Annotated in this window: 10 protein-coding genes; 9 read left to right on the forward strand and 1 reads right to left on the reverse strand. The window is 68.2% G+C overall.

Annotated features, from left to right (window positions below):
- The first annotated feature begins 180 nt into the window (after window positions 1-180).
- From C7H75_RS00860 to C7H75_RS00890, 7 genes are all read left to right on the forward strand, one after another.
- Window positions 181-1,422, forward strand: a complete 1,242-nt coding sequence (locus C7H75_RS00860) for an Ig-like domain repeat protein (protein ID WP_106850828.1) — start codon at window positions 181-183, stop codon at window positions 1,420-1,422.
- Window positions 1,423-1,733: 311 nt separating this feature from the next.
- Complete coding sequence (locus C7H75_RS00865) at window positions 1,734-3,176, forward strand: Ig-like domain-containing protein (protein ID WP_106850829.1); 1,443 nt, start codon at window positions 1,734-1,736, stop codon at window positions 3,174-3,176.
- Between the two features lie 112 nt (window positions 3,177-3,288).
- Window positions 3,289-5,268: an Ig-like domain-containing protein gene (locus tag C7H75_RS00870; RefSeq protein ID WP_233281840.1), complete on the forward strand. Its 1,980-nt coding sequence runs from the start codon at window positions 3,289-3,291 to the stop codon at window positions 5,266-5,268.
- A gap of 142 nt (window positions 5,269-5,410) precedes the next feature.
- The gene (locus tag C7H75_RS00875) at window positions 5,411-8,284 is read left to right on the forward strand and encodes an Ig-like domain-containing protein (RefSeq protein WP_233281841.1); all 2,874 of its coding nucleotides are present in this window, start codon (window positions 5,411-5,413) and stop codon (window positions 8,282-8,284) included.
- Window positions 8,285-8,557: 273 nt separating this feature from the next.
- Entirely contained in the window at window positions 8,558-10,093 is a 1,536-nt protein-coding gene (locus C7H75_RS00880; RefSeq protein ID WP_106850832.1) for an Ig-like domain-containing protein, read from the forward strand.
- 119 nt (window positions 10,094-10,212) lie between these two features.
- A complete protein-coding gene (locus C7H75_RS00885; protein WP_106850833.1) occupies window positions 10,213-10,971 on the forward strand; it encodes a lysophospholipid acyltransferase family protein in 759 nt (252 codons plus the stop codon).
- Between the two features lie 81 nt (window positions 10,972-11,052).
- Complete coding sequence (locus C7H75_RS00890) at window positions 11,053-11,877, forward strand: Cof-type HAD-IIB family hydrolase (protein WP_013414504.1); 825 nt, start codon at window positions 11,053-11,055, stop codon at window positions 11,875-11,877.
- A gap of 76 nt (window positions 11,878-11,953) precedes the next feature.
- On the opposite strand, the gene C7H75_RS00895 is transcribed toward C7H75_RS00890, so the two are convergent.
- Window positions 11,954-13,999, reverse strand: a complete 2,046-nt coding sequence (locus C7H75_RS00895) for an N-acetylmuramoyl-L-alanine amidase (RefSeq protein ID WP_106850834.1) — start codon at window positions 13,997-13,999, stop codon at window positions 11,954-11,956.
- Window positions 14,000-14,372: 373 nt separating this feature from the next.
- On the opposite strand from C7H75_RS00895, the gene C7H75_RS00900 reads away from it, so the two are divergent.
- Together C7H75_RS00900 and C7H75_RS00905 are read left to right on the forward strand one after the other, a co-directional pair.
- Window positions 14,373-16,082 (forward strand): SpoIID/LytB domain-containing protein, encoded by a 1,710-nt coding sequence (locus C7H75_RS00900; RefSeq protein WP_106850835.1) that lies wholly within the window; start codon window positions 14,373-14,375, stop codon window positions 16,080-16,082.
- Between the two features lie 143 nt (window positions 16,083-16,225).
- The gene (locus tag C7H75_RS00905) at window positions 16,226-16,984 is read left to right on the forward strand and encodes a MerR family transcriptional regulator (RefSeq protein WP_084979210.1); all 759 of its coding nucleotides are present in this window, start codon (window positions 16,226-16,228) and stop codon (window positions 16,982-16,984) included.
- Window positions 16,985-17,014 lie beyond the last annotated feature (30 nt).

Consider the following 17,014-nt stretch of genomic DNA (forward strand, 5'->3'; position numbering starts at 1 on the left):
TCCGAAGTTGGACGTTTGTTCTATAAGGTCCGAAAGGCTCGGTGCGCCGTGATCGTGGGACGCCGGGCCCTGTCGGACAACCGGAGTCGGGCCGGATGCCGACAGGAACGCACAAGCATGCGTACTGCGCTGTGTCGGTGGGACGTCCATCGGTACACGAACGCTCTGGAAGGAGTCGGAATGGCCCGATCGGTCATGCGGCGAGCTGTGTCGAAGGTACTCGTGGGCGCAATGGCTGTCGCCGCGCTCGGAGTCGGGCAGGCCGTTCTCGGCAGCGGCGTCGCGTCCGCGGCGCCGGTGTCCCAGACGGTGACTACGTCGAATATCAGCGCCACCAAAACCGTCGACAACGCAAACCCTTTTCCCGGAGACACCGTGGTGTCGACTGTGACGTTGAGTGCCAGCGGAGTCGACCGCTACATGCAGACCTTCACCGATCTTCCGCCGACGAACTACATACTCCAGAGCGTCAACGCCGACGTGTGGCGCGGTGACGGTGTATCGGGCGGCCGCAACAAGTCCGGGCCGTTCGACGGCACCGCGTCACAGGATCCGGTTTCGGGCGCCGTGCGGCTCGACTGGAAAGGTTCGGGCAACTGTGTCGCCGCGTGGTGCCGGCTGGGCCTTCTGAACAAGAACGCAACGCTGACGTTCACCTACAAGGTCGCGGCCAGCGCCCAGCCCGGACCGCGAAGCACCGGTATGGAATTCGACATCTACTCCTTCCAGACGACGCAGCGTTGGAACCCACTCGGTGAGCTGAGCCTGTCCGTCCAGCAGGCGTCTACGGCTACCAGCACCACGGTGACGGTGCCGCCGAGTGCGAAGACGGGTGAGTCGATCCAGCTTTCGGCCTCGATCTCACCGGTGAACGCGACTGGCACCGTGCAGTTCAAGGACGGAACTGCGAACATCGGGGCGCCGATTCCGGTGGTCAACGGAATCGCCTCGACTTCGCACACCTTCGCGACTGCGGGGTCCAAGCCGATCACCGCGACGTTCGCCGGCAGTGGGGGATTCTCCAACTCGACCTCGGCCGGACGCATCGTGGACGTATCTGTTCGTGGGCAGGACGACGTGGAGTCCAACACGATCATGACGGCGCCCCAATCCGCGACGGTCGGCGTGGCGGTGCGCCTGTCTGCGCAGGTCTCGTCGACTGCACTCACCCTGCCCGGCACGGTGCAGTTCTACGACCGTGGCTCACCGATCGGACCGCGGTTGCCCGTCGCGAACGGTGTCGTCGCGCTCGACTACGTCTTCGACAGCGCGGGTGCGCACGAAATCAGCGCTGCCTACACCGGTGGCGTGGGAGTCGACGGGTCGGCGTCCCTTGCCCAGACCATCCAGGTTGCCGATGCCCCGACAGTCCCGGGTCCGGCCGGCAGCCTGGGTAACGGAAGTGCGATGTTCGGTTCCTGATCGGCAGTCGAATCGAGGCCCTCACGTCCCGCGTGAGGGCCTCGATTTACGTTTGCGCCATTTTCGATCCGACTTGGACGCACGTCCGATACAGTGAGTCGCGTTTCGCTCGATGCACGCCGTCGAGGCGAAACGACCAGGTGATGGAGTCGGGCCGCCACCTGTGCGTAGACCCGTGCAACCGGTGGGCAGGTGGGCCGGAACCGCGGGACCGTGCTCTGGAGGGAGTCGGAACATGGCCCGATACACGACGCCATCGGCGACATCTTTCGGATCGGCATTCATCGAAGGTCGGCGTCGAGAGGAATTGCATGTCTGACAGGAATATCCGTCGGGTCGTCGGGGGACTCAGCGCATTCGCGGTGGCAGCCGGATTTGCGGTCACAGCCGGTGTGGGGATCGCAGGTGCGGCGCCGGGTTCGGTGACGTGGACCGACGGCAGCAGCAAGTACACGCGGACGGTCAGCAACACCACTCCGAACGAGGGCGACATCATCACGGTGTCGACGAAATTCGAGCGGACCGGGATTCCCGTCGAGTACATCTACGCGGTCAAGGATGTGCATCCCACCTGCCTCACCTACGTCGAGGGATCGGCCAAGGTGGACGGGTCGCCGCGCGGCCTCCAGAGCAAGGGGGCCGACTTCGCGCGGATCGAGGGATCGTCGATCGATTGGCCGGTGTACCCGAACATCAATCCGAAGTCCCACACGTTCGAGTTCTCTTACCGCGTCGGCGCGGATTGCGCTCGAGGTACGGCGCTTTCGACAACGATGCATTACTCGGGGAGCCTGGGGAGCGGCACCTACTCGAACAAGGGGCCGTCGATCACCGTAGGTAAGAACGTGACGTCGACGATCCTGGCTGAGGCCACGAGCGCACAGGTCGGTCAGGTCACGAACCTGGTGGCGACGGTGACAGGCGGCGCCCAGGGCGACACGGTCGAGTTCTTCGACGGCGGCGCCAAGATCGGATCCGGCACTCTCGACGCCAACGGCACCGCGACGTACGCGTGGACGCCGGGGACCCGTGGCGCGCACACCCTCATGGCGAAGTTCCCGGGAACCACGCGGGCCAACGCTTCTCAGTCCGGCCAGCAGACCATCGACGTCGCTCAGGTCGACACGGTGTCGAGCACCACGATCGGCGCGGTCGCAGGTGCCCAGGTGGGGCGTGCTTCCACTCTCGAGGCCACCGTGTCGCCTGCAGGCGCCGGCGGAACCGTCGTGTTCAAGGACGGCTCCGAGGTGCTGGCCCAAGTTCCCGTCGACGGCGCCGGCAAGGCCACGTACCAGTGGACGCCGACGAGCGAGGGCAGCCGTACGCTCGTCGCGGTCTTCTCCGGTCGCGACGGCGTGGCCGGGTCGACCGGCACCGCGACCGTCACGGTGGCGGCCAAACCCGTCGGCAACATCGAGTCGGCCACGGCGATCGCGAACGTCGTCGGAGCGAAGGTCGGTTCGCCGCAAAGCATCTCCGCACAGGTGACCCCGGGCAACGCCGGCGGAACCGTGACGTTCAAGGACGGCGACACTGTCGTCGGAGCGGCGACGGTCGACGGCAGTGGCGTCGCCACGGTCAGCTGGACTCCTGCGGTCGAGGGGCAGCGTGTGATCCGCGCCGAGTACTCGGGGGCCGGCAACGTCAATGCGTCGTCCGATGCCCTTTCCGTCAGCGTCGCACCCGCCTCCACCGGCGGTGGTGACGGTGGTACGGGCGGGGGCACCGGAAGCCTCGCGTCCCTCGGCGGCTAGTCCTCTTCGAAGTCTCGACCCTCGTCCGGCCCGTCACTGACCTCGCGGCCGGACGAGGGGTCCACCAGTCGATCGCAGAACGGCCGGCCACGCCCGCCGTCGGAGGGAACCTATGTCTGACAGAAGAGTTCGCTGGATGGCGGCAGGCGCGACGGCCGCAGTCGCCGCCGGGTTCGTGGTGGCGCTGGGGACGGGCTCGGCCGGCGCGGCGTCGGGTTCGGTGACGTGGGAGGACGGGAACAGCAAGTTCACTCGGACGGTGAGCAACACGACGCCGAACGAGGGCGACATCGTCACGGTGTCGACGAAGTTCGAGCGCACGGGGATTCCGGTGGAGTGGATCCAGGCGGTGAAGGACCTTCACCCACCGTGTCTGACCTATGTCAGCAGCAATCGGTCGGGCCCGGAAATCGCTTCCGATTATGTTCGGGTGACCGGCAATTGGCCGGTGTATCCGAACATCGATCCGAAGTCGCAGACATTCGAATTCTCGTACCGGGTAGGTGCCGATTGTGCCCGTAATGTGCCGTTGACGACGACGATGCATTACAGCGGTTCACTCGGCAGCGGCACGTATGCGGACAAGGGACCGGCGATCACCGTCGCCAAGAACGCCACCACGACGACACTGGCGCCCGTATCGGCTCCGGTGACGGCGGGCCAGTCGGTCACCCTCACCGCGACGGTGACCGGTGGTGCGCAGGGTGATGCGGTCGACTTCTACGACGGCACGACCAAGGTGGGAACCGGAACCCTGAGTGCTTCCGGTGTCGCGACGCTCGCGTGGACACCCACCACAGCGGGAACGCACCCATTGCAGGCGAAGTACCTGGGCACCGCGAAGGCGAACCCGTCGGATTCGGCGCCGCAATCGGTTTCGGTTGTCGTTCCGACGTCGATGACGGTGTCGGCGCCGTCGACAGCTCTGACAGGTACCGCGGTGACGTTGTCGGCGACGGTGACACCGTCGAATGCGGTGGGCACCGTGCAGTTCAAGGACAACGGGACGAACGTCGGGTCGCCGGTGCCGGTGTCGAACGGCGCGGCGACGATGCAGTACGCCTTCACGACGGCAGGCAACCGCAACATCACGGCGACCTTCACTTCCGGTTCCGGCTTCGCGGAGACGACGTCGGCGCCCCAGCCCGTGGCCGTCAGTGCTCCCGCCGTGCAGACGACGATCGCGATGCAGGTGCCTCCCACCGCCGAAACCGGGACGGCGGTGACGTTGACCGCCAATCTCACCCCGGTCGATGCCTCCGGAAAGGTGCAGTTCAAGGACGGCAACGCCGACATCGGCTCGTTGGTCACCGTGTCGAACGGGAAGGCGCAGCTCAGTCACACCTTCACCAACCCCGGAAATCACTCCATCTCCGCCGTCTTCACCGGTGAACCGGGCTTCCTCGGATCGACGGCGACAGCGAAACCGGTGATCGCGACCGACCCACAGGTTCCCGATGTCCAGACCACCACGGCGTTGACGGCCCCGACGACCGCCCAGACCGGGGTGGCGGTGGCTCTGACCGCGAATCTCACCCCGGCCGATGCTTCCGGAAAGGTGCAGTTCAAGGACGGCGACGATCCGATCGGCTCGCCGGTCGACGTGGCGAACGGTGTCGCCGCTATCCAACACACCTTCCAGGCCTCCGGGGTGCATTCGATCACCGCCGTCTTCACCGCCGGTACGGGCTTCGTCGGTTCCACTTCGTCGCCGCAGTCGGTCCAGGTGTCCGACCCGGCGCCGGGTGACGTGGTGACGTCGACGGCACTGACGGTTCCGGGCAACGCCACGGTCGGGCAGCAGGCGACCCTGTCGGCGCGGGTCACGGGCAACGGATCACTGACCGGCACGGTCCAGTTCTACGACGGGGCAATCCCTCTCGGTTCCGGTGTGGCGCTGCAGAACGGTGTGGCGACACTTCCGCACACCTTCACGTCGGCAGGCCCGCACGAGATCACTGCGGTCTACTCCGGTGGCGCGGGATCCCAGGCGTCGACTTCGGCGCCGCGAACCGTCCAGGTTGCCGCCGCAGGGGGTGGCAACGAGGGAGGCGCGGGTCCACTCGGCTCGCTGAGCGGGTTCGGTTCCTGAACCGCAGTCGTTCATTCAGTTCGAAACTCCCGCGCTCGGGGTCGGGCCGGCGTGGAAGGTGTCATCCGAGTCGATCACTCGAACGGTCGGGAATCTTTGAATCCGATGGGCCGCAGAGTGCTCTGGAGAAGGGGAAAGCGATATGGCCCGATCGAGAACGCGGACAATCGTGGCGGCGGGTGCCGCAGCCGCAGTTGCCGCGGGGTTCGTGGTGACGCTGGGCGCGAGTCCGGCTGGTGCGGCACCGGGATCGGTGACGTGGAGCGACGGCAACAGCAAGTTCACCCGGACGGTGAGTAACACGACGCCGAACGAAGGTGACATCGTCACGGTGTCGACGAAGTTCGAGCGCACCGGCGGCGTGGTGGAGTGGCTGCAGGCCGTCAAGGATCTGCATCCGCCATGCCTGACCTACGTGGGTGGTGCCCGGGCGACTCCGGAGATCGCTGCTGACTACGCGCGCGTCACGGGTTCGTGGCCGGTGTACCCGAACATCGATCCGAAGTCGCAGACCTTTGACTTCCAGTATCGGGTGGGAGCGGATTGCGTGCGTGGTGTGCCGTTGACGACGACGATGCACTACAGCGGAACCCTCGGCAGCGGTACGTATGTGGACAAGGGCCCGACGGTCACGGTCGCCAAGAACACGACGACCACGACACTGGCAGCGGTGGCGGGTCCGGTCACTGCGGGTCAGTCGGTCACCCTCACCGCGACGGTGACCGGTGGTGCGCAGGGTGATGCGGTCGACTTCTACGACGGCACGACCAAGGTGGGAACCGGAACCCTGAGTGCTTCCGGTGTCGCGACGTTCACGTGGACGTCCACAACGCAGGGTTCGCACTCGCTGCAGGCCAGGTACTTGGGCACCGCGAAGGCGAATCCGTCGGATTCGGCGCCGCAATCGGTTTCGGTGGTCGTTCCGACGTCGATGACGGTGTCGGCGCCGTCGACAGCTCTGACAGGTACCGCGGCGACGTTGTCGGCCACGGTGACACCGTCGAATGCCGTGGGCACCGTGCAGTTCAAGGACAACGGCGCGAACATCGGTTCGCCGCAGTCGGTGTCGAACGGGACGGCGACGTTGCAACACACGTTCGCCACGGCCGGTAGCCACAGCATCACCGCGGAGTTCAGCGGCGCCGGCTTCGTCAGCTCGTCGGCCCCCGCGCAGACGATCACGGTCAGCGTCCCCGACCTGGCGACCACGACCACGCTGACCGTCCCGCAGACTGCACGGACCGGCACCGAGGTGACCCTGTCGGCCGACGTCGCGCCGAACCCGGGCAGCGGCACGGTCCAGTTCAAGGACAACGGGGCGGAGATCGGCGCACCGGTCGCGATCTCGAACGGCACCGCGCAACTGCCACACACCTTCTCGTCCGCGGGCCAGCACAGCATCACGGCCGTGTTCTCCGGTGCGCCCGGCTTCACGGCCTCGAGCGCTGCCGCGCAGCCGGTGACCGTGAGCGTCCCGGACCAGGCGACCACGACCACGCTGACCGTCCCGCCGACCGCGGAGACGAATCAACAGGTCACCCTTACGGCGAACCTCGATCCGACCAACGCTTCCGGCACGGTGCAGTTCAAGGACAACGGGACGAACATCGGCTCCGCGGTTGCCGTGGCCAATGGTGTCGCCGCCTTGCAGTACTCTTTCGCGACGGCCGGAAACCACAGCGTCACAGCAGCTTTCGCCGGCAACGCGGGCTTCTCGAACTCCTCGGCGGCGGCGCAATCCGTCACCGTGACCACCCCGGTGGTCCCGGACGCCCCGACCACCACGACGCTCACCGTGCCTGCAACCACGGTCAAGGGCACGGCGACCACACTCACCGCCACCGTCACCCCCGCCAACGCGTCCGGCAGCGTCCAGTTCCTGGACGGCCAGACACCGATCGGCGGGCCGGCCACAGTCACGAACGGAACCGCTTCCGTGCAGCACTCGTTCGCGACGTCCGGTAACCACAGCATCGGTGCCGTGTTCACCGCCGGCGCGGGCTTCCTGGGTTCGACGGCGACGGCCAAGTCGATCATGGTGACCGATCCGGTGGTCGTCGACGTCACGACCACCACCACGCTCACCGTCCCGCCGACCGCGGAGACCGGCCAGCAGATCACGTTGACGGCGAATCTGGATCCGTCCAACGCCGCCGGCTCGGTGCAGTTCAAGGACGGCGCCACCAACATGGGTGGACCGGTGGCCGTAGTGAACGGTACGGCGACCGCGCAGACCTCGTTCACGACAGCGGGCGGCCACAGCATCACCGCGGTCTTCACCGGAAGCACCGGCTTCAAGAGCTCGACGTCGTCGGCGCAGACGGTGACCGTCAGCGCACCGGTGGTCCAGACGTCGCTGACGCTGTCGGCGCCGTCGGACGCACAGAGCGGGTCCGCGATCACCTTCACCGCGGCGGTGACGCCCGCCAACGCGGCCGGCACCGTGCAGTTCACGGTCGACGGCAACAACATCGGGGGAGGCGTCACCGTCTCGAACGGTATTGCCACGCTGCCGTACACGTTCTCCGCTGCGGGTGTACACAGCGTCGGCGCCTCGTTCGCCGGCGCGGCGGGCTTCACGAACTCGTCGGCCACGTCGCGGACGGTCCAGGTGTCCGTCCCGACCCCGGCGGACATCGTCACGACGACGGCCGTGACCGTGCCGTCGACGGCCACCGTGGGACAGCCGGTGACGCTGTCGGCGGAGGTGTCGGGCGGCACGAATCTGCCTGGCACGGTGCAGTTCTTCGACGGTGACGTCCCGATCAGCGGCAACGTCGACCTCGTCGACGGTGTCGCGACGGCTCAGCACACCTTCGCTACCGACGGCGCGCACGCGATCACCGCGCGCTACTCGGGTGGCCAGGGTGCCAAGGCGTCGGCCTCGCCGGTGCAGTCCGTCCAGGTGTCCCCGGTCGACAACGGCGGTGACGGTGGCGGCACCGGCAGCCTGGGCTCGCTCGGGAACCTCTCCGGTTCCCTGAGTGGCGTGGGGCGTTCGGGCTTCGGGTCCTGATCGGCGACCCGAGTCGACAGCCGACGAGACCCCCGACCGTCAGGTCGGGGGTCTCGTGCGTGTTGTGCCGGATCGAACGGTTTTCCCACCTCGTCCCGGCTCGCGTCGATACAGTGTGAGCGCACATCACTCGTCGGGGCAGTCGGGGTGAAGCGTGGCAGGCGCGTTCGCAGTCGGGATGCGTCGGCCGAGTTCGGCAAACGTGTTCTCCTGAGCGCGGTTCCGGCACGCGTCATCCCCGGTCCGCACTCTCCTGCGAAGAGAGGAGTGCCAGTGAGCCGATCCTTCACGCGACGACTGGTGTCGACAGTCGTGGCAGGGGCTTTGGCCGCCAGCGCCGTAGCCGCCGGCCAGGTCCTGTGGGGAGCCGGAAGCGCCTCGGCCGCAACGGTGTCGCAAACCGTCACGACCGACAACATCATCGCCACCAAGACGGTGAGCCCTGCCGTCGCGCATCCCGGTGAGACCGTCACGTCCACCATCACGTTCAAGACGTCGTCCGGGTTGTTGAGCGTGGACCGGTATCTGGAGAACCTGACCGACTTCCCGCCCGCCGGCTACGTGTTCCAGGGCGTCAGCGGCAACGTGTGGCGGGGCGCCGGGGCGAACCTGAACGGTCCGTCCCTGTACGACGGTGCCGCCGTGCAGAATCCGACCAACGGCTCCGTGACGATCAAGTGGACGGACGCCACCCTCGCACTGGGCCTCATACCGGGGCAGGGCAACGGCAGCAAGAACCCGACGCTCACGTTCACCTACAAGGTCGCGGACAACGCTCAACCCGGACCACGCTCCACCGGAATGGGCTTCGACATCTTCGCGTTCTCGAGCTATCAAGCCTTCAACCCGATGTCGAACCTGGCCGTCTCGGTCGAGCCGGTCGTCACGTCGACCACCGTGACAGCTCCGGCCACCGCGGTCGCCGGAACGCCGGTGACGCTGACTGCCGGCGTGACACCGCCGACCGCCACCGGTTCCGTCCAGTTCCGCGACAACGGCACCAACATCGGTGCCCCGGTCCAGGTGTCCGGTGGACAGGCCCAGATGTCGTACAGCTTCCCGGCTGCCGGCTCGCGCAACGTCACGGCGGTGTTCACCGGCACAACGACTTTCGCGAACTCGACATCGCAGCCACGAACGGTCTCGGTGACAGCGGCGGATGTCCAGACCACGACGACGCTCACCGCGCCGAGCGACGCCAAGACCGACACGTCGGTGCTGCTGTCCGCAACGGTCGCACCGTCGAATGCGGCGGGAACGGTGCAGTTCCGCGACAACGGCGCCGACATCGGTGGACCGGTCCCGGTGTCCGGGGGTGTCGCGAGTCTGCAACACACCTTCCCGACGGTGGGCTCGCACAGCGTCGTCGCGGTTTTCACCGCCGCAAGCGGCTTCGTCGGGTCGACGTCGCCCGCACGCACCGTCGTCGTGACTGCACCGACACCCGACGACGTCGCGACATCGACGACGCTCTCCGTGCCGACATCCGCAACGGTCGGCCTGCCGGTGCAACTGTCGGCGCAGGTCTCGGGACCCGCGACGTTGCCGGGCACGGTGCAGTTCTACGACGGGGCGACGCCGATCGGGACTCCGCAGACAGTGTCGGGCGGCGCCGCCGCGTTGACCTACACCTTCCCGACGCCGGGAGTGCGCGACGTCAGGGCCGTCTACTCCGGGGGCCCCGGAGTGATCGGGTCCTCGTCGGCGCCCCAGACGATCCAGGTGACCGGGTCGGACACCGGTGGGGGCGACGGCGGTACCGGCAGTGCCGGATCGCTCGGCGGCGGCGCACCGATGTTCGGGTCCTGATCCGCTGATCGCGACCACGGTCCCCCGCCGCACCACGGTGGGGGACCGCGGTCGTGTCCGGGCCGTGGCCGACGACGCGAAGTGCGCCCGGCCACACCGCGCCGACTACGCTGCACACTGTGGAACCCTTCTACCGAACGATCATCGGCGTCGCCCGCACAGTGTTCGCAGGCCAGGGACTGAAATTCACCGTCACCGGCGAGCAGCACATCCCCGCGACCGGGGGCGCGGTGATCGCGATCAACCACACCGGCTACATGGACTTCACCTACGCCGGGCTGCCCGCCCGCGCCGTCAAGCGGTACATCCGCTTCATGGCGAAGAACGAGGTGTTCGTCAACAAGGTGTCCGGCCCGATGATGCGGGCCATGAAGCACATTCCCGTGGACCGGGCCGCCGGTGCCGACTCGTACCGCGCAGCCGTGCAGGCGCTGCGGGACGGCGAACTCGTCGGCGTGTTCCCGGAGGCGACGATCAGCCGCAGCTTCGAGCTCAAGGAGTTCAAGTCCGGCGCGGCGCGCATGGCACTCGAGTCCGGCACCCCCATCGTGCCGATGGTGATCTGGGGTTCGCAGCGGGTGTGGACGAAGGGCTTCCCGAAGCGTCTGGGCCGGACGAACACCCCCATCTCGATCGCGGTCGGCGAGCCGATCGCGCCGTTCGAACCTGCGTCGGAGATGATGGCGTTGCTGCATTCGCGGATGGAGGAACTGCTCCGCGGCGTGCAGGCGAACTACGAGCACCCGGCCGGTGAGTACTGGGTGCCCGCCCGGCTCGGCGGCGGCGCCCCGACGCTCGAGGAGGCCAACCGGATGGATGCGGAGGAGGCCGAGGCCAAGGCTGCGGCCCGCCGCGCCAAGGAGTCCGGCGGGGCGTAGATCGGCGGCCGGCCCGGTGAGTTAGGGCTCACCGGGCGTACGGAGGGGCCGATTGTCACCGGAACGGGGCAGAATGGCCCGGTGTCCACCGAACTGCCCAGCCTCGTCGCCAGCGATGTCGACGGCACCCTGATCGACGACGACGAACGCGTGACCGCGCGCACCCGCGCCGCCGTACGGGCCGTCGTCGAGTCCGGAACGCCTTTCGTCCTGGCCACCGGACGACCGCCGCGCTGGCTCGCCCCGGTGGTCGACGGGCTCGGGTTCGCTCCCCTCGCGGTGTGCGCGAACGGCGCGGTGCTCTACGACGCCGCCACCGACCGGGTCCTCAGTGCGTCGACCCTGTCGGTGGAGACCCTCGCGTGGCTGGCCGATCTCGTCGACTACGAACTGCCCCGGGCCGGGCTCGCGGCCGAACGCATCGGTACCAGCGCGCACGACACGGCCACCGCGCAGTTCGTCAGCGCGCCGGGCTACGAACATGCCTGGCTCAACCCCGAGCACACGGAGATGGCCCCCGAGGATCTGCTGTCCGCGCCGGCCGTGAAGATGCTCATCCGCCTGCCCGGAGCGAGCAGCGCCGACATGGCCGCCAAGCTGCGTCCGTTGGTGGGGGAGAGGGCCGATCTCACCTACTCGACGAACAACGGCCTGATCGAGGTGTCGGCGCCGGGGGTGACCAAGGCGTCGGGACTGAAACTGATGGCGCAGCACGTCGACGTGCTCCACGACCGCATCGTCGCGTTCGGCGACATGCCCAACGACATCCCGATGCTGGCGATGGCCGGTCACGGCGTCGCGGTCGAGAACGCACACCCCGAGGCGAAGGCGGCGGCCGACGAGGTCACCGCCACGAACTCGGACGACGGCGTCGCCCGGGTGCTCGAAAGGCTTTGGCGGAGCTGAGTTCCCGCTCCCCGCGAGAACGAAAAAGGCCTGCCCTCCACGAATCCGTGGAGGGCAGACCTTTTGCGTGGGACGGTCAGTTGATAGCGACCGGAGCCTCGGACACCGCGTCCGCCGGAGCGGGGGCCGCAGCCGGAGCTGCCGCGTCGTTCATGATCGTGGTGACCTGGCCGGTGACCTCGTCGAAGATCATCGAGCCGCGCTCGAAGTCGGAGCGCTTGCCGCCGTCCACCGAGTACTCGTCGCTGATCGGCAGGCCGATGTCGCTCATCACGCCCCCGGCTGCGGTCCACTGCTCGAAGATCTTGCCGATCATCGTGACCACGCCGCCCAGCGGCGAAGTGAAGATGCCGCCGTTCTGGAAGAACGCGTAGAGCTGGCCGGTGGCCGTGGTCAGCAGACCGGTGATCGCGTCACCGACCATGCTGCGGTTACCGCCCATCGCGAGCCACTGGCGCGCGATCGGGTTGGAGTCGGCGATCGACAGGATGCCGTTCACCACTGCCGGGATCTGCGCATTGAGGTCGAGCGACCCGACCGGGTTGGCGCCACCGTTGTTGCCGCCGCCGTTGCTGGGGTTGGTCGGCGGCGTGCTGCCGCCACCACCGGTGTTGCCGCCGTAGTTGGCTGCGGCGATGTTTCGGATCTGGTCCATCTGGGCGTACGCGGCGCTACCGGGGCACTCGGTGTAGCCGACATCGCGGTGGGCGAAGATCGTCGGCAGGACCACACGCTGTCCCAGCGGGTACTTCGAGTACTGCGTGCCCTCGGAGTACATGGTGACCTGGCCCTTGGGGTTCAGGTTCGCGAGCTTGAGCCGCCAGCCCAGGTACTTGCCGACCGACTCGATCGTCGCCGCCGGCGCCGGCTCGTTCACGAAGTTGCCCATCATGGCGATACCGACGGTGTTCTCGTTGAAGCCACCGGCGTGCGCGCCCTGGACGGGACGGTCGAGGCCTCCGAAGCGACCCTCGAAGATCTGACCGAAGCGGTCGACCAGCACGTTGTAGCCGATGTCGCACCAGCCGAGCGACTGCGCGTGGTAGGCGTAGATGCCGCGCACGATGCCCGCGGACTGCTCACGCGTGTAGTTGTTGGTCTCGGCGGTGTGGTGCACCGTGGCGCCACCGGTGGAGTCGTCGTAGGTCGGGTTCTGGCAGCGGATGCCCTCGTTCGCGCCCCACGCCTTGCGGGAGATGATGTTGACGCCGTTCACCGAGGTCGGGGTGGCGATGTCGGCGAGGTTCGCATCCTGCGGCCCGCTACCCGGATTGATCAGCACAGCCGCGACGTCGTTCGCGGTGAGCGTCGCCTGTCGCAGCGGCTTCGACACCGCGGCCGGGGTGTAACCGAGCGGCTGGGTTGCGTCGGATTCCTCCTGCGGTGCAGGCGCTTCGGCGGCCGGCGCTTCCGGAGCCTCGGCAGCACCCGGAGCGCGGAGTGCCGGGTCGGTGGGATCCGTGACGGCCGGCGCCTCGGTGGTGCCTGCAGCGCCCGCCGCGCCGTCCTTCGGGGTCACGAGGATCTGCACGGCGTTCGTGTCGCCGACGAAAACCGGCTCGGTGCCCTGCTTGCCGTTGCTGCTGCCGTCGATGAGATCCGGCGTGATCCACTCGCCCCACGAGCCGTCCGCGAGCTTCGCGCGCAACTGGGTGACCGACGACTGGAGATCGGCAGCGGTGACGCCGACCATCGAGAACGGCGTGTCCTGCGTGACCTCCTTGACCGTCGCACCGAGGGTCTCCGGGGAGACCTCGCCCGGTGCGGGGGCAGCGATGTCGCCGGGCGCGGTCGACGGCGCCGTGGGAGGTGCCAGCGGCGTCAGCGACGGAAGCGTGAGCGTCCCACCACCCGGCAGGGGGATCTCGTGCGGGAGCGGCAGGTCACCGAGGCGCAGGTCGGGCAGGTCCAGGCCCGTCAGTTCCTTCAGCGGGATGACGATGTCCGGAACGGACGCGAGAACGACTTCCGCGATCTGCGTCTCGATCGTCGGGGCCGAATCGCTCGCCGAGAGGACGTCCGAAGGCTCGCTGTTCAGTGCCTGGACAGCGAACGGGGTGGCGACGGCGACTGCTGCGACTGCGGCCAGGACTATCGAGTTCTTCGGTCGACGGTGCGGCAAGGCGAATCTCCTCGTGGTAATGCGCGGGGTGTCTTCGTGCGCTGCGAGCGACCTCTCGGCCGGCCGATTCCGGGCGGTTCGGTTTCGGACTGAATCCTGGGGGCTCCCCCGGGAGGAAGTCCACAGTTCATCCGAGGATGTCTGCAACTTGTGATGCAGATGTTACTGCTGTGACTGAAGTTACTTCAGTGGCGGATGTTGCCAACAGCAGTCACAGTTGCCACACTAGTCGCAACATCCATAACGCTCAACCTTAGCTTGAGCCTTTTGATGACTGTGCAGGTCGGGGCTGCTTCGCTCCCGTTCCATCGCCCGTTCCGGACTTCGCACAGGCCCGCACGACCCCCAGAACCCAGTGATGAGGAGCGAGCCTATGGCGACCCCCCGCCTTCGCATTTCCGCAGATCGTGTCCTGCGTCGCCGACGTCCGGGCAGGCGCCCGTCGCGTTCCGTGGGGCGCCTCGCCGCCCTCGGTCTGGTGCCGGCCCTCGCCGTGGGCGCCGCGGTCGCGCTGACGGTCGTCGATCGCGGCCCGGACTCGGAGATCGCGCCCGCCGTCGCCGCCGATACGCCCGTCACCCTGTACGGGCACGGCTACGGGCACGGCCGCGGCATGGGGCAGTACGGCGCCTACGGCTACGCGAAGAACTTCGGGTGGACCGCGGAACGCATTGTCGGGCACTACTACGGCAACACCCAGCTCGGTCAGGTGGCGGATCCCTTCGTCGCGGTACGTCTGATCGGCCGTGACGACAAGCGCCTCGACGTCTACGCGCAGGCCGGTCTCAACGTCGCGGGCCGGTACTTCGGGCCGAACTCGGCCGCGCACCTCGTCCCGACGCCCGGCGGTGCCGACGTCACCGTCACCGAAGGGTGCACCGGCCGGGAAATCTGGCGGGGCTCCACCAACCATCCCTGGGTCGACCCGGTCAACCTCGGCGCCAACCGTCCGGCCAACGAGCATCTGCGCCTGTGCGACGGCAACGTCCCGTATCGCGGCGCGATGAACGCCACCCGGGACGGCAACGGCGCCTGGCGCACCGTGAACCGTGTGCTGATGGAGGACTATCTCTACAGTGTCGTTCCCTCCGAGTCGATCCCGTCGTGGGCCGACTCCGGTGGCAGGGAGGCGCTGCGGGCGCAGGCCATCGCGGCGCGCTCGTACGCCGCGGCCGAGCGCCGCTACGGCTACGCGCAGACCTGCGACACCCAGTCCTGCCAGGTCTACCGCGGATCGTCCAACGAGGACTGGCGGACCACCGAAGCCGTCCGCACCACGAGCGGAACCGTCATCAAGCGCGGCAACCAGATCATGGCGGCCGAGTTCTCGTCGTCCTCGGGCGGATTCACCGCCGGCGGCGTCTTCCCGGCCGTCGTCGACGAGGGTGACGTCGTCTCACCGAACCGCAACTGGCAGCAGACCGTCACCGCCGGAGCCATCGCGAACGCGTACGGCGTCGGCGAGCTGATCTCCTTCGACGTCATCGGTCGCAACAACCTCGGCGCCGACGGCGGTCGCGTCACCCGCGTCAAGGTGGTGGGAACGGCCCGCACCGTCGAGGGTTCGGGCGACGAGGCCAGGTGGAAGCTCGGGCTCAAGTCGGACTGGTTCACCGTCGGTGGCCCCGGCGCGCCCGGGCCGATCCCGGGCCTGCCGCTCCCGCCGGGCTCGCTCGAGTCGCTGCCGCTGCCGGAGTTGCCGCCGCTGCCCGAGATCACCCCGGGGTCGGTGGAGTCGCTCCTGCCCCCGTTGCCCCCGCTGCCGCCGGGCTCGGCCGCACCCCTCCCGTTCGCTGCTGCAGCGGGTGACGCGATCGCCGAACCCATCGCTGCTCCCGTGGAGCAAGCTGCCGCCCCGGCGGAGGAGTCGCCCATCGACGCCAAGTACCGGGAACTCGGCGGCGCGGCCGGCACGCTGGGTGAACCGACGGGACCCGAGCTGATGCTGGTCGACGAATCGGGCAAGTTCCGGACCTACGCGGGCGGCACCATCGTGTGGACGCCCGCGCTCGGCACGCGGGTCGTCGACTCGAGTGTCGTCGTGCAGCCGGCGCCGGCGGAAACGGACGTCGTCGCCGGATAGGAAATCCGCAGGACCCGAGAAGGGGCAGGGCCACCGCACAGCGCGGTGGCCCTGCCCCTTTTCTCGTCGAGCGGGGAATTCCCCTTGACCTTGACGCTGCGTCAACCTGCAGGCTGGTGGTACCGACGCACCGAGGAGGCGACATGAAGCGGACCGGAGAGTGGTCGATCCAGCAGCTCGCGCGGATCACCGGGACCACGAGCCGGACGCTGCGGCACTACGACAGCATCGGTCTGCTCGCCCCCAGCCGGATCGGGACGGGCGGCTACCGCCACTACGACCAGGCGGCGCTGATGCGACTGCAGCGGATCCTGCTGCTCCGCGATCTGGGGCTGGGGCTGACCGCGATCGCCGAGGTGCTGGCAGGAGACATGGACACCCTGTCCGCGCTCACGACGCACCTGGAACTGCTCGAGGAGGAGCAGGAGCGACTGCGGCGCCGCATCGCGTCGGTGCGAACCACGCTGGACAGGACGAGAAGAGGAGAGCCACTGATGGCCGAGGAGATGTTCGACGGATTCGACCACACGCGCTACGAGGAAGAAGTGGTCGAACGGTGGGGCCGGGACGCCTACGACCGCGGCGACCGCTGGTGGCGGACCCTGTCGGATGCCGACAAGACCGGCTTCCAGCAGGACCAACTGGACATCGCCGCCGAGTTCGGGCGAGCGCACGCGGCCGGCCTCGCACCCGACTCAGCCGAGGTGCTGGCGATCACCCGACGGCACTACGAGTGGGTCGCGGCAGGCTGGCAGGACCGGCGTCCCACCGCCGACGCCTTCGCGGGCCTGGGGGAGATGTACGTGTCCGATCCGCGGTTCGCGAAGCACTACGACCGGCACGGCCCAGGCACCGCCGAGTTCGTACGGGACGCGATGCTCGCGTTCGGGGTGGCCCTGTAGGCGCTCCGCGCCCGTGCGCCTTTTCGGTGG

The sequence above is a fragment of the Rhodococcus (subgen. Prescottella) equi genome (assembly GCF_003013675.1).
Lineage (GTDB): Bacteria > Actinomycetota > Actinomycetes > Mycobacteriales > Mycobacteriaceae > Prescottella > Prescottella equi.